The sequence below is a fragment of the Paenibacillus sp. FSL F4-0125 genome, from assembly GCF_038008565.1.
Classification (GTDB): domain Bacteria; phylum Bacillota; class Bacilli; order Paenibacillales; family Paenibacillaceae; genus Paenibacillus_AQ.
In genome coordinates, this window is the sequence record NZ_JBBOZJ010000001.1 from 1,665,597 (window position 1) to 1,690,097 (window position 24,501).

The following is a 24,501-nucleotide window of genomic DNA, read 5'->3' on the forward strand; positions in this document are numbered from 1 at the left end:
GATGCAATAATTGTTCTTCAGTATTTTTGTAGAAAAACCCCGAATAGGGTCCACTTTTTTAAGTGTCAACTATTCGGGGTTCAGTTCACTTATGAGGGATAAAAATTAATTCTACATCTTCCAGATTCGATAAAGAATCATTGCTGCTTCAGCGCGAGTCAATGAATCGGCTGGCGCAATTTTATCGTTCTTGCCATTGATGATTCCTCTTCCTACAAGGAAAGCTGCACTGTCCTTGGCGTAAGTGGAAATGCTTGCTGCATCGGAATAAGAAGTCAGATTTCCGCTTCCGACAGATGGCTTACCAGCTGCTTTCAGGGCTCTTGCTGTAAGAACCATCATATCTTCACGAGTAATGCTGCTGCCCGGTTTGAATGTATTGTCCTCAAATCCTGATGCAATTCCGAGCTCCCGTGCAATAGCTACAGCTTGCGCATAGTAAGCTGTAGGCTGTACATCACTGAAGGTAGCCGCATTCGTGCCGGAACCTTTCAATTCAAGCGCTCTAACAAGCAGGGTGATAAAGTCTGCTCTCGTGATAGAAGCTGCAGGCGCGAAGGTATCCTCAGAGATTCCCTTGATTACGCCACGTGCAGCCATTGCCTCAACCGCTTGTTTCGCCCACTGTATGTTTTGCATGTCGGTAAAGGAATGAGTAACGTAGGCTACAGCATAGGTGCTGAAATGAGTTGTCTTGAATACAACCGAACCGCTCTTCGCATCATAGCGTCCGCTTGGCACAGCTGTTGCCTGTCCTTGGCTGTCAATGTATAGGATCACGATTTGATCTGCATTGACAAGCTCCTGTGCCGTAGCTGTATATGGAATGGATACTGTTACAGTGGCTGCTGGGTTATTCCAAGCAATAACAGTGTCGCCAGCTTTTACACTAAGATCGATAATCGGACGGCTGCCCACTTTTCCGCGAACTCCTGTATTCAAGCTATCCCCCGAGACTTTCTTAATCTGAATGGATACTTGATCCGCTTGCCCTGTCATATTAGACAGCATGTTCGACGGAATAAGAAGTTCAGCATTGTCTGTCTTAAGGATAAACTCAACATTGCTGTTGCTTTGCAGGCTTGAAACAGGCAATTGTACAACATAGGATTGCACATTTGCTTGCTTCGGTATCTCGATGGTAACCTGTTTCTTGCCATTCGCACCTGGAGAAGCCTGATCTATCGCTTTATTTAGGCTGGCACTTGAAACTGTTGCGGTGGCTGTTCCGTTCTCGACTTTTACAGCAGGCAGAATGGACACCACACCGTTGTTATTGTGGACCGTATCGGCGGATGGAGTACCGGATCCATTGCTGTTTCCCCCATTGCCATTGTTTTGAGAAGGTTTGCCAGTCAGCGTTAATTCTCCGAATACAGAAGGATCTTGGTATCCTTGACCGGATGGATCGTTCCATGCGTTCGCACTGATTCTGTTGCCGTCTTTAGCATCATTGATCTGCGCATCGAAGCCAATTTTGGCGTTGTTCGCAGGTTTAACCTTTTTGAAAGGAATCTTCATTTCAACCGTGTAGTTGGTACCGGAAACAGAGACTTTTGATTCGAAGCCTGCAGCAATTTCCTCAGGGTTAAAGGAAGCTGCGTTCTCGAAATTCACTCTGTATTGCCCATCATCGTCTTGGAAAACAGAAGTCTTGCCATTGTTCTCATCGACGAACACTTCCACGGAATCTTGCTCCCAAGCATTCGGGTTGGATTTGTCCAGCTTATCGTCTTTGACTTGGACCAACACATATAGATTGTTGTCATCCCAGAGTGCTTTTGCTGTTCCTGTAGCACCTGACCAGGCCATTTGCTTGGTCTCCAGTTTCATTTCAGGAGCGTTGCTCCATACGCTGTCTACGGATCCGTCGATTGCAGGTGTTCCATAATAAGCGCTGGATTTCTTGTATTCAAGCTCTTCAGGCGGATTTTCCGCTATGAACTTTTCAGGGTCAGTGACCGCGGAGAACGCCTCTTTTGCTTGAAAATTCTTGTCGAATAAGGTTGGATTCTGCTCGGCTCTCCAACTGGTGCTGTCATTTAATCCCCAGAAGGTGACACGCGGAATATGCTCGCTGTTCTTCTTGTAGAGATCCATTAGTTGGGCATACAGATAGGCCTGCTGTTTCGCTTCTTTGGTAGTGATTGTAGAATTGGTGCCTGCCATGATGTCCAATTCAGTAATAACAACTTCTACGCCCAAAGAAATGAAACGTTCGAGGGACGATTTGACATTTTCCAATCTGGTGCCCAAATTGTAGTGGGCCTGCATGCCAATTCCGTCAATGAGTTGTTCGCCGGGATGAGCTGCAGCGTACTTCTCATTGAGTTCTTTCACCATGCTGTAGATGGCTGTAGATTTATTCTGGTTGTCATCGTTGTAATCGTTATAGTAAAGCTTGATATCCCAGCCGTTTTCGTCAATGACTTCCTTTGCCGCAAGGAAGGATTCCTCGATGAAGTCAGGACCAAGGGCCTGTAACCAGCCGGAATTGCGGAGAGCATTTTTCCAGTCTGTCGGGTTAGCCGGGTTGTCGTTCATGGCTTCGTTGACAACGTCCCAGGATTTCACTTTGTTACCGAAGTGCTTCACTACGGTCTGGATATGTGTTCTCAGATTCTTCAGAGCTTCTTCGCGGCTTAATGGTTTACCATCAGCAGCGGTATGCAGCCATGAAGGTGACTGTGCATGCCAGACGAGTACGTGACCGGCAATGTCCAGATTGGCATCCTGTACCCTTTTAACCAGAGCATCTTCTGCGGTGAAATCAAAGTTTCTGTTGGCATCATAGGCATAATCCGGCTTCATATCATTCTCAAACGTGACGATATTGTGGTGCTTCGTCAGAAGCTTGAGTCTGGTCTCGTCAAAGGTAGCCGGGTTAACGATGTTACCGATCAAGAATTCATCCTTATAAATGTCCTTGAGGTTAGGGAGATTTTCTTGAATTGGAGGTGCCGCAGCTACTGGTCCCAAATATTTCAGAACAAAGTCATCCAAGTAGAAGGTACGATTGCCGCCGTCGTCGTTTGCGGTCTCAATGTAAGCATTGAGTACCGTTGGAGTAGTGGTAAGCGTATATTTGCCTTTGAGCTCTACCCATTCTGAATCGGTAACGGTTGCATTTTGTGAAACGTTTGCAAAACCGCTGTCCGCATACTGAACACTAATACGAAGTGTTGTAGGCGCTTCACCAGGTGCCATTTTCACCCAAGCTGACAGCTCATATTCGTGATTCTTGGCCATTTTTCCGGCAGCATTGACTAAGGCTGCATCATATTGTGCAGTAGTAGTAACACTCAAGCTTTGTTTTCCGTTAGGCGTATGGTTAGCTTCTTGGGAAAGCTTCACCGTTTCTTTGCCATTCCGTGGCCCGAAGCCATCCAAGCCATTCTCAAAATCTGCAGAGATGCCTGTCTTATCTACAACCTCCGGTGGGGTTTGGCCAAGGGTCACATCGGTGATGATGACTTCATCAATGTAAATGTCCGAGGTCAAAGTATTGCCGGATGGTTCAACAAAGATAATGACTTCCTTGGTTTGAGATGGGATTTCAAAGCCTTTCGTTTCAAATAACGTCCAATCTGAAGCGCTTACTTTTTTGTTGCCGATGATCCAAGGATATTTGTTACTTGCTACCTCGGAATCAATCTTGGATCCCAGATGGAAATCGCCTTCACCTGATCCAAGTCTAACCTTAAGAGAAATGTCGTACTTACGATCGGATTTCATAATGTCAGTAAGTACGAGAGCAGGAATTGCTTTTTCATCTGCCCGTTCGAAGAATTTTAATGATTTGGTGCCATGGGAGGCTAGTTCATCCACGACCGCTGTCTTACCATTGGATCCCCAACCCAGCTTACTCCAGCCTCCGGTATTTCCGTCTTCAAAGCTATGGTTAAGGACTACAGTAGGTTGAACAGGTGCTTGTGCCTGGGTGACGGTGATTTCTCCGATATAGAAGGGAACCTCCTGACCAGCATCATCAGACTTGATCCGCAGCACTGTATTCTCAACACTGGTAACGGAAAGAGCGGATGCTAGTGTAACGCCTTGTCCCGCTTTGAAATCAGAGGAATAGATTTGAGAGTAACCCTCTTTATTATTAACGTCCGTTGATCCCTTATTGCTTACAATTTCCAAGACGGCTTTGCCGGCTACCGGCGGGTTAGCATTATCGTCAACATACACGGAAGCGGTTACAGTATACTCTTGGCCAACAACCAAGCCCATATCCGCGAAGGCGATATCTACGCCGTCCCAGCTATTGAAGCGGGTGTTTACAGATAAAGCTGCTCCATCGGTATTTCCATCAAACGTCTTGCCATTGACAATTGCCAGTGTTGGATTACCAGATTGGGTTAATTTGGTGTCTTTTACCGATTGTACATCCTTAAAAGTTTCTTGATATACAGTTTTCGAATTAGCTGCTGCCAGATCTGCTGCGTTGACTACCGGAGCCACCAAGCCGACTGGAAGAAGTAAGACCGCTGCGAGCAACCCGGAAACAACCTGCCTAAACGATTTCTTCATTAATGCATCCCCTTCAGCGATTTTTTGGAATAACGTGAAGCGCTTACAAAGATATTTGGAACTCACCTCCTAATAGCCCAGAGTATAGCATTGGACTTTAAGGACTTAATACTCTCAAATTAAAGAAGAATCCTTGTTTTTTTTAGTTATTTACAAAAGAAAGAAAAATACATATCTATCTCGCCAAGACGCCGCGTTTATGATATTGAAGTCGCACCCATGTCCGCAACCTTAAGAAATTCGATAATACTGGGGAGGGAAGACATGGAGGATCTAATCTCCATCGGAACAATTGGCCTGATCAAAGCCATTGAGAGTTATCGTCCAAACAAAGGCACAAAGCTGACCACTTTTGCCGCCCGTTGTATCGAAAATGAAATCCTGATGCACCTAAATCACTGAAAAAGACCCGGAAGGACGTATCGTTTCACGATCCGTTTGGACAGACAATTGTTTATTGTGAATAAGGATGCTAACAATCTGTTTACTGAAGCTTAAATGACTATTCAGTTACTCAGAGCTTGACGTATCCCAATTCGGCGGATTCCAGAGACTTCTCAGATCGCCATATTTACAGCAAGTCGGGTCGTCTGTATGTTGTACTAGGTGACTGGTCTCCGACGTTGTTGGTTTTTGATGAAGCAACTTTCTTGCCAAGTAGCGGTAATAAGGGGATTAATGGGATCGGGGAGATGGTATTCACCAGTGATAACAGTAAATTCTTTTACTGGAGTCAATATGGCTGGGATGCCGGATTTGCCGGTTCAGATGTCTACGCCTATTCCATTTATGGGGACGGCAGTTTTGTCAAAGTGGACCAATCAAATCTGGGGTACCCGAATATGGATAGAGACCCGCTGGATACGCCGATTTTGTTAGTGGAAAGTCAGGGAATGATTATAGCGAAGAACAAAGTTTTTAAAATGAATAACCTGCAGGAAGTGATAGGGACGTTCCCGGAACTGATTTATGCAGTAGATGTAGTGAATCATACGGCATTGGGAAAAAAGGGTATCTATGATCTTACATCCTTTCAGAAGGTCCAAACTATTAATTTAGCCGATGCGACCAACATATTCTATGATGATAAGGGAAACCTTTATTATTTCATTAATAACTCTTTGTTTATCAATGAACCTTATCATTTTTATTAAGTTTTTAGAATAAAGGCAAAAGACCGTCTTTGTCACAAAAGGCGGTCTTTTGTCTTTTCTAGCTAGATCACTCAAGACAACTCGTAAAGCTTTAATTGAATTTCTTTTAATTAGAAGTTTTCAGTAAGTTGAACACAATTGTTGCAAACTCTGCTCTAGTAATATCTTTTTCAGGCTTAAATGTAGTGTCTGCGTATCCTGTAATAATATGATTGGATGCGAGTGCATCAATGGAATCATAATACCATGCAGCTTTTTTAACATCTTTGAATGACGTGCTTCCAGTACCTGTTAGCTTAAAGGCACGAGTGATTAGTGCCGCTAATTCACCACGGCTAATCTTTTCATTGGGACGGAAGCTTCCGTCACTATATCCGTTCATCAAGCCGGATCCGGCAGCTGCAACAATAAACTTATTGGCCCAATGCGTTGAAGGTACATCTGAAAAGTTACTTACTTGTCCTTCAAGTCCCATGTATGTTGCAATTACCTTAATAGCTTCGGCACGAGTCAAGCCTGAATTTGGACGAAATGTTCCATCGGAATAACCTGACAGTAATCCCTTAGCAATAAGTGCGTCAATGCTTGCTTTTGCCCAATGGTTCAATGTATCTGTGAAACTGACAACTTCTGGCTTAGGTGTTGGTGTTTCTACTGGTGCTGGTATTGCTGTAGGAGCTGGTGTTGGTGTAGGCGTTGCTGTTACCGGGGGAGTTACGGTATCTCCTCCAGGACTTGGATTGCTTGGGTCATTATCTACTGGATTAGGATTAGTAGAGTCTGAAACATATTGAAGTGCTGGAGCAAACGTTGTAAGTAGTCTAGCTTGACTTTGCTGCTCAAGAGCGTAGCCCATGCCTAAAATTTTTGCGTCGTCCCATGCTCTACCAACCAGTTGCATAGAAATAGAATATCCGCTGTCATTCGTTCCTACAGGAACAACTACCGTAGGGAGACCCACATTAGAGGTTAATACACCCGTGTTACGGTCAGAACTTAATTGAGAAGCTGATGCATCATTGTTATATACGTCACTAATAAAACCTGCATAAACAACAGCATCAACACCATTCGCGTCCATCCAGTTTTTAATAACTTCCTTATAGTCGGTTCTATACTTAATGTAATCTTGTACAGCTTGTTCAGTCATACGAGTTGGAGTACTATATCCTCTTTGATTATAGATAAGCACCTTATCTGAAGCTAGTACACTTGCTCCATCAATATAAGGGAAGTCCTTATGAAGCTCAATATAACGTGCCCAACCTTCAGTAGATCCATTAATACCTGAAGGACGACTAGGGCCTGATGGTACAGCTGACATTTCAATCATTGTCGCCCCCGCTGCTAGAAGCTCTGAGAACTTATCTATCACTGCCCGTCCAGTATCATCATCAGCATATGCAGATACAAAGGATGCAGGAATATATCCTATTTTCTTTCCTTTCAATGCATAAGCATCCAGAGATTCCTTCCAATCCACTGGACGCTTATGATCTGCATCAGCAGTCACAGTGAAAATATCTTGTGGGTCCGTACCCGTTGTAGTATTCAATATAATGGCTAGGTCAGTTACTGTTTTAGCAATGGGACCTGCATAATCTTGTCCCCAAGTGAGTGGAAGTACTCCTGTAGTACTTGCCATACCGTCTGTACCCCGGAAGCTTTTTAAGCTAGCGCCTGTAGTTGGTGCATAGAGAGATACCCCTGTTTGCGATCCCATTGCTGCTGCTGCAAAATCAGCTGCAACAGATACTGCAGACCCGCCGCTTGAGCCAAAAGATGTTTTTGATGGATAGAGTGCATTCCATGTTTGCTGCCAGCCGCTCTCACTAAAGCTTCCGCTGTTAGCAAACTCAGAAGTATTTACTTTACCAATAATTACAGCTCCAGCTTCCCGCAGCTTTTTCACTTGGAATGCATCGGAATCAGGCTGCCAGCCTTCAAGAGCTTTACTGCCACCTGTAGTAGGCATATCCTTTGTGTCATAAATATCTTTTATCGCAATTGGAATACCCAATAAATCACCTTTTACACCTTGTGCACGGGCATCGTCAGCAGCTTTTGCTTGGTTAAGCGCAGTTTCAGATACATGCAGGAATGCATGAAATCCCAATTGTCCCTCATCGTATACCTTAATTCTATCTAAATAGGCTTGAGTAATTTGTACAGAAGTAGTTTTACCATTAATCATATCCTTTTGCATTTCTGCAATTGATTTATTCTTAACATCATACGGCGATGAAGTTATTAATTCTTTGACCGCAGGAGCATTTGGAGTATCCAGATGATCTCCAGTATCAAGTCCCTCTATAGCAGATATATCCCAGTTGCTAATTGAACGAATTTGTGCGTTTGTTAATCCTGTTACATCCAGCAGACTATTAAGTCCATCTAGCTTAGCAACCAGATTTTTCAACCCTTCTTCACCAGCTTCTCCAACTTGTACATAATTTACTAGGGACTTCGATTCGCCCGGCCCAATATTTAGTGAATTAATGAACCCATAGAAATTCGCTTCATTTCCATACTCAGCTAAGGGTACTGTGAATGGATCCTGTTGCTGATTCCCTAGACCTGTTAATCCATTATCAAACGGTTTTGGAGATCCCACTGCAACGCCTAGCGGCTTATTGTTTCTGGCACTGCTATCTACAACAATCCATGAATCATCTGTAGTTACCTTTAGATCGCCTGAGTAGGTTGCCTTAACTACTGAAGCATTTGTTGTTGTACCATATCCTAAAGAGCCACCGAATGATACATCAACTTTTACAGCGACATCATTTTTATTAGTGAATGTATCAAAGAATCTCGTTCGATTTTGAATAGTATCCACATACACCTCACGTGTTACAGTTACATTTCCTAGATTTACAGATTGAGCCGAAGTAAACTTATTAACGCCATCGTATTTCAAGTCAAACCCACGCATCATTTGACCATTCATCAGTGGAGCTGAAGGCGAGGACACTTTAACAAAGATATTGCCGAAACCTTGTACTTGTGTAGCACCAACTGTACGTAAACTTCCTGTGTCTAAGCTAGGAGCAAAAACATCGTGAATCTCCCATACTGTGCCACTTTCTGAAGTAACTCTAGTTAAAGCGTCAGCTGTTTGGAAAGGAATTACACTAGTAGCAATAACAGATAACACAATTGAAGTAGCTATAAATTGCTTTTTACTCCAATTTTTTTTTGCTGGTGAATATTCAGATCGGGTGGAACCAGAATGATCTCTTTTAGTTTCACGTAGGCGTTTGAACTTATTCATGTGCGTAATCTCCTTTTCCATTATGTATTTTATTATTTAATGGTAGGAAATATAACACTAGTATTTGTTTCAGTCAATAAATATTATGAATTTAATATATTTTGAGGTTATAAAAAGGAAAAAAAGGCTTTTTTAGTTATTGTATGTAATGTATATGTAAACTGTTTAGTTAAATATATTACATATAGATTACATATTCTTGGGAGGATCCATAGGATATTGAGTATCATCATCCGGCTGCATCATCAAAAACCTTGAATTTCACGAAATCAAAAATAAGAGGAACAGCTAATAATTAACGGAGAATATTATGTTTTTAATTTTGTTGTCGGAATTTAGACGTGTAGTTCAAAAGAATGATGTAAAAAGTAGGGTTTCCATGTAAAACATTTGAAATATGATGTTATAATTTGGATAAATATAATCCTATTCAACGTAATCTGGAGGGATAAAAGTGGCTCGTAGTTTTGGAAGTACAGTTAATAAAATTATTAGAGAGACAGCAAAAGCGCAGCGTGCAGCTGAAAGATCAAGGAATGTTCAAAAATAGTTTTAGATTTGATTGAAATAATAAATTTTTTACCAAAAAGAGAGGGGAATCAATGATGGGGGATTTACCTCTAAGTAAAATGGATTATGAGAGTATTAAAAGATTAAAACAATTATATAAAAATGATCTTTTAGATCTGATTGAAGGGTTATCAATATATTTAAAGGATAGGAATTTTCCTATATTTGAAGATGTTGTGGAGTTATTACTTAATTTTAATAAGGAACTTATTCCACTCATCAATAGGATATTCGAAGGGGAGGAAAGTGATTGGAAATTAAATGTTTTAGAATATTTATTGCCTCAGTTTCCTATTGGAGTTCTTATTGAACTAGAAGTCAGTTTAATCAAGCTTGTTGAAACCCCAACTACATTAGATAGGGAATTAGAAGTTGATATGGCTGCTAAGGAAGTGTTGAAAAAAATTCAGGCTTAAGGATGGAGCCGCGCTAGTTATTTCAATAGACTTTTCTTCACATTCGCAATTTTGCTAGTAGCTTTAAGACGATATCCTGATTTAGGGTTATCACTATGAAAGTTACAGATCTTGTATTATTGATTACATGGACTTTGAAACCCGGTGTGGTTTATTTTTTTTCTTTATTTTAGTCTATGTTAAACTTAAATATTGATTTTAAGCTATAAAAATAGGCAACTCTAGCCTACCTATCCCTACTATATGCTTTTGAGGGCTTTTCTATTTTATCTCCAAACTTTGTTTCGTTTAGCTTGGGTATTAAGTTTTTGAAGTGACATGGCTGCAATAAAAAACCTAATACTTTCCGAATTGGTAAACAATTGGTGCGTGCGAACTGAGAAGCTGAATACTCTCTTCAAAGTGCTTTTTTCCATTATCTCGATTTTTCTCCGACCAAAAAACGTAAACCTTTATGATTTCATTATACTAAAGTATTGCAAGCGATAACGAATCAATATGATTTTAGGTAGGAGGATAAAGATGGAGATCAAAGGATTAATCCCGAAAGATAAAATGGATATCGAGTCAGTAAATAAATTAAAAGCATTGGATACAAATTTAATTAAACCGATTATTCCTGATTTATTAGAGTGGACTGCAGATGCGAATTGGCCTACTTCAAAAGAAATTGGGAAGTTGCTTATTCCGTTAGGCATGGAATTAATTCCTCATCTCAGGAAGATTTTCGCTTCTGATGATGACTGTTGGAAATATTCAATACTTGTAAAGTTGGTTAAAAATCTACCGAAATCTGTATTATCGGAGATGGAAGCTGACCTTAAAAGATTAGCCTTTAACCCAACTGAACGTGAAAAACAAGAATTAGTCGACGAAGAAGCAGCCGATATTTTGTCACTTCTATATCAAACATGAAGTGTACTGAGGAGTGTTTTCCTATCTTTCAATATGCAGAGCACGTTTATTGTTTTATCAATAAATGGATCGATATCAGTTAAGAATAACAGTTTGTAGGAGGTAAACATGGCTACTATTAAAATATGGGGAAAAGAACTGGTTTGTAACTGTTGCAGTCAATCAGACTGGGATCACTCCCGAATTAGAGTAACTATTTGTGATATAGTAAGGAAGAAGAAATCTCAATACAATCAAGATATCTATTTAGTTGTACAACTTGTGGTATGGAGGTAATGTTTGGAAAAATATATGATTGGGAAAATAGTAGTAGAAATATTGTAATTGAAGAAGAATAAGTTTCTAGATAGGTAACCCTAAAATGATAGTTAGCAAAAAAGGAGTGGTAATAATTGTCGCTTTTGTTTTTTAGGAAAGTTGATTAGACAACAAAATATCCCGAATCCTACAACTATTAAAAACGGGATACCTCATTATCTATAACCTCATCAGCTGTAATATTATCGGACAGGCTCTTTCTTGGAATATGCCATAATAAGCTGTGTTCCCTTCTAATGAGTACAAGCCTTCTTTATTTCATTATTTTTATGAACATCTTCCGTACCGCTATCCAAGGCGGTCTTGTAGTAGAAGCATTTATGTTCTATGACTTCCATCGTTTTTTTCAATTCTTCCATCTGTGCTTCTACGGAAGCTTTCCGCTCCAGGAACATGTCATATCTTTGCTGTAAGGTGGAATCCCCCTCAGAGCACCACTCAATGAAATGTTTTATTTCTTTAATGGGCATCCCGGATGACTTCAGGCATTCAATTACTTTTAAAGCGTCCATATCGGATTGTTTAAATATACGTTTACCGCCGGAGGTTCTATCTATAGCAGGGAAAAGACCTTCCTTGTCATAGTAACGCAGGGTATGTGGTGTCATGTTAAAGGACTCTGCAACTTCACTTATAGAGTATGTCTTCATCATCTTTCTCCAATCTCAAATATATTTTGTGCTTGACTTAGAGTTAACTTTAAGTAATAACATATATTTTGTAAAGCTGACGTTATAGATTTTAATATTATCTAGAAGAGAGGTTTCACTATGATAAAAGTTAATGCACGCGCAACATTCAGTCAGGAAGGTCCGTTCAAGCTAACCACAATCGAACGCCGAGATCTGCAGCCGCACGATGTTCTTATTGAGATTAAATACGCTGGCATCTGCCACTCGGACATTCATACTGCCCGCGGGGAGTGGGGACCGGTCAACTATCCACTCGTTCCGGGACATGAGATCGCCGGAATTGTCAGCCGGATTGGTTCTGAAGTCACAAAGTACTCAGTGGGCGATCGGGTAGGGGTAGGTTGTATGGTTGACTCTTGTGGAGAGTGCAGTAATTGCCATAAAGGTGAGGAGCAATATTGCCTGAGTGGAAATACGGGCACCTATGGAGCTATCGACCGGTATGGGCAATATACGCAAGGCGGCTATTCCACCCATATCGTCGTAACCGAAGATTTTGTGGTTCGAATCCCTGACAGTATTCCGCTTGACGCCGCTGCACCACTTTTGTGTGCAGGGATCACCACCTATTCACCTCTGCGTCATTGGGGAGCCGCTCCCGGCAAAAAGGTAGCTGTAGTGGGTCTTGGCGGACTTGGACATATGGCTGTGAAGATTGCTCATGCCATGGGAGCTGAGGTTACTGTTTTATCACAGTCACTAAAGAAGAAGGAAGATGGATTGCAATTAGGGGCTGACCATTATTATGCCACTAGCGATCCTGAGACATTTAAACAGCTTTCCGGTTCGTTCGATCTAATCGTAAATACTGTAAGCGCGCAGATTAATATCGATGCCTATCTTTCGCTCTTGGCGCTGGATGGTACATTAGTCAATGTCGGCGCGCCTGCTGATCCCTTGGCAGTTAACGTATTCTCGCTGATCGGCCACCGCCGCTCGTTTGCCGGATCGATGATTGGAGGAATCCGTGAAACGCAGGAAATGCTTAATTTCTGCGCTGAACATAATATTGCATCTGAAATCGAAGTCATTTCTGCTGACCGGATTGATGAAGCCTGGGAGCGTGTGCTTGCTTCAGATGTCCGTTACCGGTTTGTCATCGACATTAGCACAATGGGGAACGAATAAGAGACGTCCTCTTTGTTGACATCACATCATGCATTGGCTTGATTAATGCCATAAAGAGCTATCGTCCCAATAAAGGGAGTAGACTGGCCTTTTGAAGTCTACCCAAAATAAAGAACCCAAGCGATTGAATTTCAATCGCTTGGGTTCTTTGAATTCATCAACTGATATTAGGTGTAGATTCTCTTATGATGAGTTTGGTATAAATATGAGAAACCTGATAGGGTTGCTTCGGATCATGAATTCGGGAGAGCAGCATTTCGGCCGCTTTGACACCCATCTCATTACTATAAATATGAACTGTAGTGAGATGGGGTTCTACAATGCTTGATTCAGGACCGTTATCAAAACCACTAATGACGATGTCGTTAGGAATGGAAAGCTTATTTTTAAGTGACTTCATAAAGGAAACCGCAATATAATCGTTAGCACACACGAAAGCAGAAGGCAGCTCATCGATTTGACTTAGTCTAGTATCTGCCCACTCCGGACTTGAGAAAAATAGTCGATCGTCATCGAGAATGCATTGCGAGAGATCAAGCTGAATCCCGGATTCTATCAGAGCGCGATTAAAGCCCACCCATCTTTCATTAAAACTCCTACAGTGATTATAATCCCCGATGAACCCCAGTGATGTGTAACCGCCATCAATTAACTTTTTTGTAAGTTGATAGGTACTATGTTCGTTCTCCATGAGAAGGACATCTGCTTGGAATTCAGGGTAACAGACATGTGCAGAGCAGTCGATGAAAATAGTTGGAATACCTAGACTTGTAATTAGCTTAGTATATTCCGAATTGAATAGCTCAATACAAATAATTCCGTCTACATTGGAAACATCAAAATTATTTGGAAGAGACAGGGACTCCTGATCAACGTCTCTTATAATGTGCATGGATAAATTATATCCTTCTGCGCTGATTCTTTTTTCCATGCCACTGATCAGTTTCGATCCAAAATGGGAAGTGTTCGGTAAGTTTTCTGTTAATAAAGCAATGTTTCCAGAGTTTCTTGATAGAGTACTCTCGGTGTCCATAAAAGCAAACTGTTTATATTTTAACTCTATCGCTTTCTTTATAACTTTGTTTCTGGTTTCATCGGGTATACCGTTCGTTCCATTTAAAGCTTTGGAAGCTGTATTTCTGGAGATTCCTAAAGCGTCTGCGATGTCTTGTATAGTTACTTTTTCCCTGGCCATCTATGTAATTCACCTCTATATTCTTGTTCTTGATATCCGCCACAAATCGTGTACTATTTTCCATTATTCCAACTCTCTTTAATGTATATTAGTTTGCCTAAAATAGCAACATGATTTTTACAAATGCACAATTTAGTTTACATTTTATTTGATATAAAGTGTGCAATAAGATAGTGTTATTTTCATTATATTGAGAATGTGGTGAGATTAAAGGATGTAATCCTATTTTAATTGGCTGTATTTGTAATTATGTAAAATAATTAACGCCATTTATGAACAAAATAATTTGTCATATGCACATAAATATTTTTACAAAATGTATTGACGAACGATTAAGTGTTTGGTAAATTGTAAAAGCAGCAGGACATAAGTGAGATTGAAAGCCCTTACTGCATCAAGATGTAAACATTGATAAGAACGGAGGTAAAGGCATTGCATAACCCAATAGAAGCCGAACACGGAATAACGGTGACGCGACATAAGAGTTCCTTAATGGATTATTTAAAGAAGCACTACTTTCTTTATATTTTGCTCGCACCAGCTGTGATTCTGACCCTTATTTTTAAATACGGTCCTATGTATGGTGCGATTATAGCCTTTAAAGATTTCAGCCCAATCAAAGGAATCATGGGGAGTGAATGGGTAGGTTTGTACAACTTCGAGAAATTCCTTTCTTCTCCCAATTTCGAAGTAATCTTTTTGAATACGCTTAAATTAAGTTTCTTCGGATTAATTCTGAGTTTTCCAATTCCGATCCTGCTTGCCTTGATGTTGAATCAAATTCGCCGTGCAGGCGTCAAAAAGAACATTCAATTGTTCTTGTATGCACCTAACTTTATTTCTGTTGTCGTTGTGGTCGGGATGTTGTTTATCTTCTTGTCCCCAACGGGACCGATTAACCAGCTTTTTACCTGGCTTACAGGTGAACCAATTATGTTCATGTCTCGTCCCGAGTACTTCCGTTCGATCTACATTTTATCTGATATTTGGACCGGAGCCGGTTGGGCATCCATTATTTATGTAGCAGCGCTTGCTAATGTCGATCCTGAGTTACATAATGCAGCCAATCTCGATGGCGCTAATCTTCTACAAAGAATACGCCATATCGATCTGCCAACCATTCGTCCAATTATGGCTATCGTATTTATCCTTGCAGCCGGTGGGATTATGTCGATTGGCTTCGAGAAAGCCTACCTCATGCAAACGGCGATGAACTTGCCAACCTCAGAAATCATTCCGACTTACGTTTACAAAATAGGGTTACAGTCGGGCGATTATGCGTATTCAGCCGCAGTAGGATTGTTTAACTCTATCATCAACATCGTCTTGCTCGTCACCGTTAACTTCACCGTGAAGAAACTGAATGAGGGTGAAGGTCTTTACTAAGAAAGGAGCAACAAGTCATGCCCATTAAACATTCCGGATTAGATCGCTTTATCGTCGTGCTGAACGCGATCTTCCTGACACTGGCCGTACTTATCATCGTACTTCCCTTGATTTATGTAGTAATTGCATCTTTTATGGATCCATCTGTGCTGCTCAGTAAAGGACTATCATTCAACCTATCGGACTGGTCATTAGAAGGGTATATAAAAATTCTTTCTAATCCTGCCATGATCCGAGGTTTTGGAAACTCTGTTTTATACTCTGTTTCGTTTGCTATGATTACCGTTCTCGTCTCAATCTGTGCAGGGTATGCACTGTCCGATGACAGGCTCAAAGGAAAAGGGTTCTTCATGACATTGTTTATTATCACCATGTTCTTTGGGGGTGGGCTTATACCTACATATCTGCTCGTTAAGAACCTTGGTCTGCTTGATACAGTATGGGCGGTGATCATTCCAGGGGCAGTTAATGTTTGGAACATCATTCTCTCTAGAACTTTCTTCAAAGGAGTTCCGAATGAAATGAAGGAAGCCGCTAATGTAGACGGAGCTTCGGAGATGCGGATTTTCTTCAGTGTCGTATTACCGCTCTCTAAACCGATTGTTTTTGTGCTCGCTCTTTATGCCTTTGTTGGCCAGTGGAATTCCTACTTCGACGCTATGATCTATTTAGATAATCCGAATCTTCATCCACTGCAGCTCGTGTTGCGTTCCATCTTGATCCAGAATCAGGTAGATCCGGGCATGATCAGCGATCAACTCGCCATGGCGGAAATGAAACGATTGTCTGAAATCATCAAGTATGCTGCCATCGTTGTTTCCAGTTTGCCACTCATTGTTATGTATCCATTTTTCCAGAAGTATTTTGAAAAAGGTGTTATGGTCGGTTCCCTTAAGTAGGAAACAGGCTGCACATAGATAAAGATTAATTCATTCATATCTAATTTGGAGGTCATACCCTATGAAAAGAATTATGAAATCAAGAGTTTCGACGAAAGCAGCTTCTGCCACTGTACTTGCTTCTCTTATGTTCCTGACTGCATGCGGTGGTGGAGGAGGGGGAAGTGCAGCTAGTAAAGAACAGGATGCCAGCGGTAAAGTAACTTTGAACTTTATTACGCAAAGCTCTCCACTTGCCCCAACTGATCCAAATGAAAAACTGATTAATAAACGTCTTGAAGAAAAGACGAATGTTCATATTAATTGGAAGAATTTCACGAAAGACGTATTTGTTGAAAAAAGAAACTTGGCTGTGGCAAGTGGTGATCTTCCTGATGCTATTTTTAATGCGGACTACAGTGACTATGAGCTGCTCAAACTTGCTAAAGATGGTGCCATCGTCCCGCTGAATGATCTCATCGAGAATAATATGCCAAACTTCAAAAAGGTGCTGGAAGAAGCACCGGAATATAAGTCTATGATTACGGCACCAGATGGCAATATTTATGCGTTTCCATGGATTGAAGAGCTAGGTAGCGGTAAAGAAAGAATCCAGGCGGTAGATAGTATGCCTTGGATCAATGTGGAATGGCTTAAGAAGCTTGGCCTTGATATGCCTAAAACAACAGAAGAGTTAAAGGAAGTATTAATTGCATTCAAGACAAAAGATCCAAATGGAAACGGTAAGGCTGACGAAATTCCATTGTCCTTTATTAACAAGCCGGGAGCAGAAGATCTGGCATTCCTATTTGCTTCGTTTGGATTGGGTGAGAACCCTGACCATGCGGTTGTGAGCAATGATGGGAAAGTGATATTTACGGCGGCACAAGAAGACTACAAGGAAGCAGTTTCTTTTATTAACGAGCTGTATAAAGAAGGGCTCATTGATATTGAAGCCTACACACAAGACTGGAGTACTTACCTTGCAAAAGGAAAGGATCAGAAATACGGACTTTACTTCTCATGGGATAAGGCAAACATCACCGGAGATAATGACACCTACGAAGTTATGCCTCCACTTGCTGGACCTGATGGAGAAGTTAACGTAACAAGAACGAACGCGCTTGGTTTGGGAAGAGGGAAGATGGTTGTCACAAGCGCCAATAAGAACTTGGAAACGACAGCGAAGTGGGTTGATCAACTCTTCGATCCGATTCAATCTGTACAGAACAACTGGGGGACGTATGGAGATGATAAGCAGCAGAATATTTTCGAATTTGATAAAGAAAAAGGAATGCTGAAACATTTGCCATTGGAGGGTGCAGCTCCTGTAGAACTACGTGAGAAAACAAGTGTGGGTGGTCCCTTAGCTATCCTTGATTCCTATTATGGAAAATACACAACCATGCCGGATGATGCCAAAAGCAGAATGGACATTATCAAGAATATCATGGCGCCAAATATGAAAGCAGAAAACGTAATGCCAAGTGTATTCCACTCTATTCAAGAGCTTGATCGCCTTACGACAATTGAAACGGATCTTTTTGCCTACGTGCTTAGAATGCGCACGGAATGGTACCAAAACGGTAAAGTCGAAGCGCAATGGGATGAATACCTGAAAGAATTGGATCGTCTGGGCTTGCAAGAATGGCTTCAAATTAAACAAGGCGGATATGATAGAGCAACCCAATAACAAACTATAAATAATGTGCGGTGAAGGCCGTGTTCGGGAGTAAAGGAGAAAACAATAATGTCTACGATTGCGAAACAAAATTACCGAGGTGTGTACCATTTTTCCCCTAAGGAAAAGTGGATGAATGATCCAAACGGAATGGTCTATTTTGACGGTGAATATCATTTGTTCTTTCAGCACCATCCGGGTGGAATGACTATGGGAGCTATGCACTGGGGCCATGCGGTCAGCAAGGATCTTGTTACATGGGAGGAGCTGCCTATCGCTCTCGCTCCAGATGAATTAGGGATGATTTTTTCCGGCAGTGCTGTAGTTGACTGGAATAATACGACTGGATTTTTTGAAGATAAACCTGGTCTGGTAGCGATCTTTACACACCATTTGGATATGCCAGAAGGCAAGCCAGCCATTCAGCGTCAAAGCTTGGCCTACAGTAAAGATAACGGAAGAACCTGGACGAAATATGATGGAAACCCGGTACTTGAACATGATACATTCATTGATTTCCGTGACCCGAAAGTATTTTGGAATAAAGATACGAATAAATGGGTGATGATTGTAGCTTGTGGTCAAACGGTGTGTCTATATCATTCTCCTGATCTGATTAACTGGACTTTTGCTAGTGAATTCGGAGAAGGAATCGGTTCTCATGACGGGGTATGGGAATGCCCAGACTTGTTCCCGCTGGCCATTGATGGCGATCATTCGAACACGAAATGGGTGATGCTTGTGAGCATCGGTGCGGATCCCGCTTTTGTGGAAGGGTCAAGAACGCAGTATTTCACAGGCCATTTTGATGGAGAAGTGTTCACGCCAGATGAAGATTCGCTAAAAGTTCGCTGGATTGATTATGGAAGAGATAATTACGCAGGTGTAAGCTGGTCTGATATACCGGCTGAAGATGGAAGACGACTATTTATCGGCTGGATGAGCAACTGGATGTATGCTAACAAAACACCTGCAGAAGAATTCCGTGGTGCGATGACGATTGCAAGAGAACTTCAACTCGAATCAAGACAAGGGGAGATCTTTCTTGTGCAGAAGCCGGTACAAGAGTTGGAATCTGCTCGTGTACAAGTTCTTTCTGTGAAAGAGGCAACGGTACAAGAAATTAATACTCTTCTTAAAGAGATTCACTTGGAATCTTATGAGATTACTGCTGAGTTCACTCGAGGTAAATCTGTTGGTTTCAAAGTAAGAGTAGGTGCGGACAGTCAAACAGTGATCGGTATTAACGGTGAGACAGAGGAGCTTTATGTAGATCGGATGGCTTCAGGTCAGCATGATTTCCACGAACATTTCGCAGGACATCATTCAGCCAAACTCGAAGCACTTGGTGAATCAAATGATCTCCGCATTTATGTGGATCACACTTCCGTTGAGGTGTTCAGTAATGGAGGTCAGGCAGTGATCACGGATCTTATATTCCCTGGACTAGAATCTAAAGGTATTGCTGTGTTTGCAGATAATGAGAATGACTTGCTGATTTCCCTGGATATCTATGAGCTTACTCTCTCTGCTAAGCAAGACAAGAATTAGTCACCGAGAGGAGTCTTGTATATGCGTATTGGAGCGATTGAAGCTGGCGGGACAAAGTTTATATGTGGCATCGGGAATGAAAACGGGGTAGTTGAAGATCAGATTAGTTTCCCAACAGAACATCCTGAGTTGACGTTGCCCAAAGTTATTCAATATTTTCAAGACAAACCAGTAGAAGCTATCGGAATTGGATCGTTCGGTCCAATCGATATACGCCCAGATAGCCCGACGTATGGTTACGTTACAACAACACCAAAGCCAGGGTGGGGAAATTACGATATGCTGGGTACTTTGAAAAGTAACTTTTCGGTTCCTTTTGGATGGGACACGGATGTCAATGCAGCGGCATTTGGTGAAGCCAAATGGGGCGCCGCCCAAGGGTTATCCAGCTGTTTGTACTATACAATTGGCACGGGTGTTGGTGTGGGAGTGTATTCAGAAGGCAAACTCATTCATGGTCTTGTGCATCCCGAAGGGGGTCATGTTCTTACGAGACGCCATCCTGGCGATGTATTCCCGGGGGGATGTCCCTATCATGGGGACTGCCTAGAAGGGATGGCGGCAGGTCCTGCTATTGAAGCAAGGTGGGGGAAGAAGGGACATGAACTTCCTATGGATCATATGGCATGGGAAATGGAAGCATTTTATATTGCGCAGTCGATTACGGGTGCTATATTGCTTAACTCACCTCAGAAAATCATTCTGGGTGGCGGTGTTATGCAGCAGTCACAATTGTTTCCACTTATCCGTCAGGCTGTGCTTCAGAACCTGAACGGCTATGTCAGTTCAAATACTATTTTGGAACACATCGATGAGTATATCGTTCCACCAGGTCTAGGCCAACAAGCGGGATTATGCGGTGCTCTGGCTCTTGGACTCACAGCACTGGAAAGTCAGATTTCTGCTCAATTGTAAAAGAATATAGAGAGGAGGTCAGTGCAATAATGAATTGGCCTCCTTCTTGTTTTTCAATATTAATGATAGAAAATGAGGGCAAAGAAGATGAAAAATAAAGGAAAAGTCGCATTAGGCTTTCTTATGGCAACAGGGCTTGTTATGACTTCAGCAGGCATTTATATAGCAAATCCCGGCACTGGGTGGGCTGCGCTCGCTGAACAGGAGGTAAGCAAACGAGCTAAGGAGGGACTTTCTATTTTTGAAAGCGTAACCAATGCCAATACGAATTTGACAGGTTGGCAAATAAAAGGAAAAGGGAAGTTGGCAGATACGGTTGAAGGGATGTTACTGACTTCCGATCCAAAAGAAAATGTAATGGCAATCTCCGAAACGGTGTCAGAGGATTTTATCTATGAAGCTGATGTCATGATCAAGGATATGAAAGCTGACGCGACCTTATTGTTCCGTTCTAATGAAGATGGCTGGGGTTCCTATATGCTCCAAATCGTACCGAATGCAGGTATGATTCGCTTACGAGATGCAAGGGATGGTGAAGGCAAATTAAAAGAAGAGCGGAAGGTTACTGTGAGGGAAGGAGAGATCTATCATCTCAAAGTGAAAGCAGAGGGTTCATCGCTGAAAGTGTATTGGGATAATGCATATAAACCTGTGATTGAGGTTCAGAATTATACGTATCGTACTGGTAAGCTAGGACTCAATGTATGGGATGGTTCTGTTTTGTTCCAAAACATTATCGTGAGTGATCTGAGAGGAAATCTTGGCGCCATGGTTACAAATAAAGGACAATGGGAGCCTAATATCAGCGGCAAAAAAGGAACGGCAATAAACCAAAGTAAGTCACAGCAAGTGTATAACAAACAAGCTGCTGATTTTGTATATGAAGGAAATGTATCTCTTCATCCTGATTCTGTTGCATCGCTCGCCTTTCGTTCATCCGCTGATGGATCAAAGGGATATGAAGCTACCCTTATAAAGGAAGGAAATCAGGTTCGTGTAAGTTTGACGAAAGCTAATGGAACAACCATTGCAAGTTCGCAGCATACCTATCCAAGTCAGACGGGAGCAAAACATCATGTAGAGATAAAGGCAAATGGAAACAGAATTCAGGTCTTCTTAGACGGATACACCCCGGCTGCAATAGATCTAACAGATAAAACCTACACCGATGGATATGCAGGAATCGTCGTTAAACAGGGAACGGCTTACTTCCAGGATACCTATGTGACGGAGGCTAGCAGTTATTATAATGAAAAATATCGTCCTCAATATCACTATACGCCAATTCGTGGTTCTGCAAGTGATCCAAATGGACTGGTCTACTTCGAAGGAGAATATCATCTATTCCATCAGGACGGAGGCACATGGGCACATTCCGTCAGCAAAGATATGCTGAACTGGAAGCGGCTTCCGATTGCGCTACCGTGGAATGATCATGGGCATGTCTGGTCTGGATCGGCTGTGGCAGATTTGACGAATGCATCAGGTTTGTTCGGGGATTCAGGAGGTAAGGGGCTAATTGCCTACTACACTTCCTATAATCCCGATGGCCCGAATGGGAATCAGCGTATCGGCCTTGCATACAGCAAGGACCAAGGCCGTACTTGGGAATATTCCAAGGAACGTCCAATTGTTATCGGAAATCCCGGCGATAATGGAGATGAGCCTGGAGGTTGGGATTTCCGTGATCCGAAAGTGATTCGTGATAACGACAATAACAGGTGGGTAATGGTTGTATCCGGTGGAGATCATATTCGTTTCTTTACTTCAACGAATCTACTTGATTGGACTCTGACAGATAGCTGGGGATACGGGGACTATGTTCGCGGCGGTGTATGGGAATGTCCAGATTTGCTTCAGCTTTCGGTAGACGGAACATCACAGAAGAAGTGGGTCCTGATAATTAGTACAGGAGCGAATTCAAAAACAGGCGGATCAGATGCTGAATATTTTGTGGGTCATTTAACAGCGGAAGGTAAATTCGTTAATGATAATCCGGCAGGGAAAGTATTGCGAACTGATTTTGGAAAAGAATTCTACGCATCAATGTCTTTTTCTAACATGCCGGATCATCGCAGCGTAATGATGGCGTGGATGACAAACTGGGACTATCCGTTTGCTTTCCCAACAACCAATTGGAAAGGGGTACTGTCAATCCCAAGAGAAGTCTCATTAGTAACGACTAAAGATGGGATTCAGCTGGCTCAAAGCCCAATCAAGGAGCTCCAATCGCTGCGTAGTCAGCTATATTATACTGCTAACAAAGAGGTAAGTCCTTCTTCTCAGAATCTACTGAAAGGTGTTACTTCTGGTGCATACGAGATTGAAGCTGAAGTGGAAATTCCTGCAGGTAGTCAGGCAAGTGAATTTGGCTTTAACGTTCGTGTAGGGGGAAGTCAGAAAACGGTTGTTGGATATAGTCCTAGTGAGAGTCAGATTTTCGTGGATCGGGCTGCATCTGGTTTGACGGATTTTTCGAGTCTATTTAGTACAAGACATGAAGCACCAATGCAAATGGAGAACAAGCGTGTTAAGCTGCGTATCCTTGTAGACGAATCTTCTGTTGAGGTTTTTGGTAACAACGGTAAAGTCGTTTTCTCTGATGTCATTTTTCCGGATCCAGCCAGCAGAGCTTTGAGCTTTTACACCAAAGGAGGCAACGTAAAAGTCGTATCTTTGACAGTTAATCAGTTAGGTTCTGTATGGAATCAGGAGTCCGGCTCAGCTACCAAGATAATGATGGATACAAGTGATCGTGAACTGAGCAAGGGGGAAAGCGACACACTTTTGGCAATGGTAGAGCATGGCACAGGTAATGGGGCACAGCCGCTTAAATGGAATTCCAGTAACAAGGATGTGGTTGAACTAAACGTGGTAGATAACTCACAGGCAACCATTCTAGGCAAAAAAGAAGGCGAGTCTATCATTACTGTTTCTACTCCAAATGGGAAGACATCAGCCAGCGTATTAGTTAAGGTATCTGGCGGTGAATTCCATACGAACTTAAGTGGGTGGATTAAAGATCTATCAGCAGCCTCCTGGGTCATTAGTGAAAATGGAATTCGTGGAAATTACTTTAGTGACGCGAATTATATCGCAGAGAAGCAGGTAGGGAACTTTACTTATGAAGCAGAGATGATGTTAGGAAAATCCGGGGGAGCAGGCTCTGTGTTGTTCCGTGCCAGCGAAGATGGACGCAGCGGATACTACTTAAATCTAGATCCGAATATGAAGTCCATTCGACTGTTTTATAAAATTGACGGCCGTTTTGAAGAGCGTCAAGTTCTGGCGAAAGTTCCGACGTTCATTCAGCCGGGTCGAACCTATAAAGTGAAAATCGAAGCAAATGGCCCACATATTGTGGTATATATGGACGGACAGAAAGTGATCGACCTGCAGGATGGCACATTTGCAGAAGGACGCTTTGGACTACATGTATTTGGCGGATCGGTTTCATATCAAAACGTTAACGTGAGCGGAGAAGCACCTGCCAATCTGACCACATCCAGTCTAGTAAATGCAGAACTACAGAAATCTCTCTATACAGCAAATCTTGTAAATGGTGAAGCTGTTGCTCTGAAGGATGCGAATGATTCTACGGATCAGAAGTGGGTATTCGTGCCGACGGGGGACGATTTAGGATCCTATTCCATTCGTACAACGGCCGGTCAGGCCCTTGATCTGGACACAGGGCAAAATAAAATTCAGTTGTACCATTATCTCGGATATAACAATCAGCGTTGGATTCTTCAAAAGAATGATGATGGTACCATAAGTATTATTTCTGCTCATCATAAAAAAGCGCTGGAAGTATCAGCGGATGGAACGAGACTGTCTCTAAGTGAGCTAGATCCTACCCTTGATCGACAAAAATGGGTAATTACGAATTAAC

The 24,501-nt window shown here is 42.0% G+C and carries 14 protein-coding genes and 1 pseudogene; 11 read left to right on the forward strand and 4 right to left on the reverse strand.

The window, feature by feature from the left end:
• Nucleotides 1-111 precede the first annotated feature (111 nt).
• Nucleotides 112-4,536, reverse strand: coding sequence for an endo-1,4-beta-xylanase (locus tag NST74_RS07370; protein ID WP_341111197.1), 4,425 nt, complete (start codon nucleotides 4,534-4,536; stop codon nucleotides 112-114).
• Between the two features lie 230 nt (nucleotides 4,537-4,766).
• On the opposite strand from NST74_RS07370, the pseudogene NST74_RS07375 reads away from it, so the two are divergent.
• Together NST74_RS07375 and NST74_RS07380 are read left to right on the forward strand one after the other, a co-directional pair.
• Nucleotides 4,767-4,979 (forward strand): annotated as a pseudogene (locus NST74_RS07375) (sigma factor); the annotation flags it as partial.
• Nucleotides 4,980-5,057: 78 nt separating this feature from the next.
• Nucleotides 5,058-5,690, forward strand: a complete 633-nt coding sequence (locus NST74_RS07380) for a hypothetical protein (protein ID WP_341111198.1) — start codon at nucleotides 5,058-5,060, stop codon at nucleotides 5,688-5,690.
• Between the two features lie 106 nt (nucleotides 5,691-5,796).
• Here the strand turns inward: NST74_RS07380 and NST74_RS07385 are convergent, their stop codons facing one another.
• Complete coding sequence (locus NST74_RS07385) at nucleotides 5,797-8,964, reverse strand: amidase family protein (protein ID WP_341111199.1); 3,168 nt, start codon at nucleotides 8,962-8,964, stop codon at nucleotides 5,797-5,799.
• A 602-nt stretch (nucleotides 8,965-9,566) separates the two neighbouring features.
• On the opposite strand from NST74_RS07385, the gene NST74_RS07390 reads away from it, so the two are divergent.
• Nucleotides 9,567-9,950, forward strand: coding sequence for a DUF5071 domain-containing protein (locus NST74_RS07390; RefSeq protein WP_341111200.1), 384 nt, complete (start codon nucleotides 9,567-9,569; stop codon nucleotides 9,948-9,950).
• Between the two features lie 522 nt (nucleotides 9,951-10,472).
• Nucleotides 10,473-10,865 carry a DUF5071 domain-containing protein gene (locus tag NST74_RS07395; protein WP_341111201.1) on the forward strand — a complete coding sequence of 131 codons (393 nt, stop codon included), beginning with the start codon at nucleotides 10,473-10,475 and terminating at the stop codon, nucleotides 10,863-10,865.
• A gap of 551 nt (nucleotides 10,866-11,416) precedes the next feature.
• Here the strand turns inward: NST74_RS07395 and NST74_RS07400 are convergent.
• Nucleotides 11,417-11,833, reverse strand: coding sequence for a MerR family transcriptional regulator (locus NST74_RS07400; RefSeq protein ID WP_341115846.1), 417 nt, complete (start codon nucleotides 11,831-11,833; stop codon nucleotides 11,417-11,419).
• A gap of 120 nt (nucleotides 11,834-11,953) precedes the next feature.
• Between NST74_RS07400 and NST74_RS07405 the strand changes: the two genes are divergently transcribed.
• Nucleotides 11,954-13,003 carry an NAD(P)-dependent alcohol dehydrogenase gene (locus tag NST74_RS07405; protein WP_341111202.1) on the forward strand — a complete coding sequence of 350 codons (1,050 nt, stop codon included), beginning with the start codon at nucleotides 11,954-11,956 and terminating at the stop codon, nucleotides 13,001-13,003.
• Nucleotides 13,004-13,160: 157 nt separating this feature from the next.
• Here NST74_RS07405 and NST74_RS07410 read toward each other — a convergent pair whose 3' ends face one another.
• Nucleotides 13,161-14,198 (reverse strand): LacI family DNA-binding transcriptional regulator, encoded by a 1,038-nt coding sequence (locus NST74_RS07410; RefSeq protein WP_341111203.1) that lies wholly within the window; start codon nucleotides 14,196-14,198, stop codon nucleotides 13,161-13,163.
• Between the two features lie 492 nt (nucleotides 14,199-14,690).
• On the opposite strand from NST74_RS07410, the gene NST74_RS07415 reads away from it, so the two are divergent.
• The 6 genes from NST74_RS07415 (at nucleotide 14,691) to NST74_RS07440 (ending at nucleotide 24,500) form a co-directional block, all read left to right on the forward strand.
• Nucleotides 14,691-15,584, forward strand: a complete 894-nt coding sequence (locus tag NST74_RS07415) for an ABC transporter permease (RefSeq protein ID WP_341115847.1) — start codon at nucleotides 14,691-14,693, stop codon at nucleotides 15,582-15,584.
• A 17-nt stretch (nucleotides 15,585-15,601) separates the two neighbouring features.
• A complete protein-coding gene (locus NST74_RS07420) occupies nucleotides 15,602-16,483 on the forward strand; it encodes a carbohydrate ABC transporter permease (protein ID WP_341111205.1) in 882 nt (293 codons plus the stop codon).
• A gap of 61 nt (nucleotides 16,484-16,544) precedes the next feature.
• Nucleotides 16,545-18,155 carry an ABC transporter substrate-binding protein gene (locus NST74_RS07425; RefSeq protein WP_341111206.1) on the forward strand — a complete coding sequence of 537 codons (1,611 nt, stop codon included), beginning with the start codon at nucleotides 16,545-16,547 and terminating at the stop codon, nucleotides 18,153-18,155.
• A gap of 57 nt (nucleotides 18,156-18,212) precedes the next feature.
• Complete coding sequence (locus tag NST74_RS07430) at nucleotides 18,213-19,694, forward strand: glycoside hydrolase family 32 protein (protein WP_341111208.1); 1,482 nt, start codon at nucleotides 18,213-18,215, stop codon at nucleotides 19,692-19,694.
• Between the two features lie 21 nt (nucleotides 19,695-19,715).
• Entirely contained in the window at nucleotides 19,716-20,609 is an 894-nt protein-coding gene (locus tag NST74_RS07435; protein ID WP_341111209.1) for an ROK family protein, read from the forward strand.
• A gap of 87 nt (nucleotides 20,610-20,696) precedes the next feature.
• Nucleotides 20,697-24,500 carry a GH32 C-terminal domain-containing protein gene (locus tag NST74_RS07440; protein WP_341111210.1) on the forward strand — a complete coding sequence of 1,268 codons (3,804 nt, stop codon included), beginning with the start codon at nucleotides 20,697-20,699 and terminating at the stop codon, nucleotides 24,498-24,500.
• Nucleotide 24,501 lies beyond the last annotated feature (1 nt).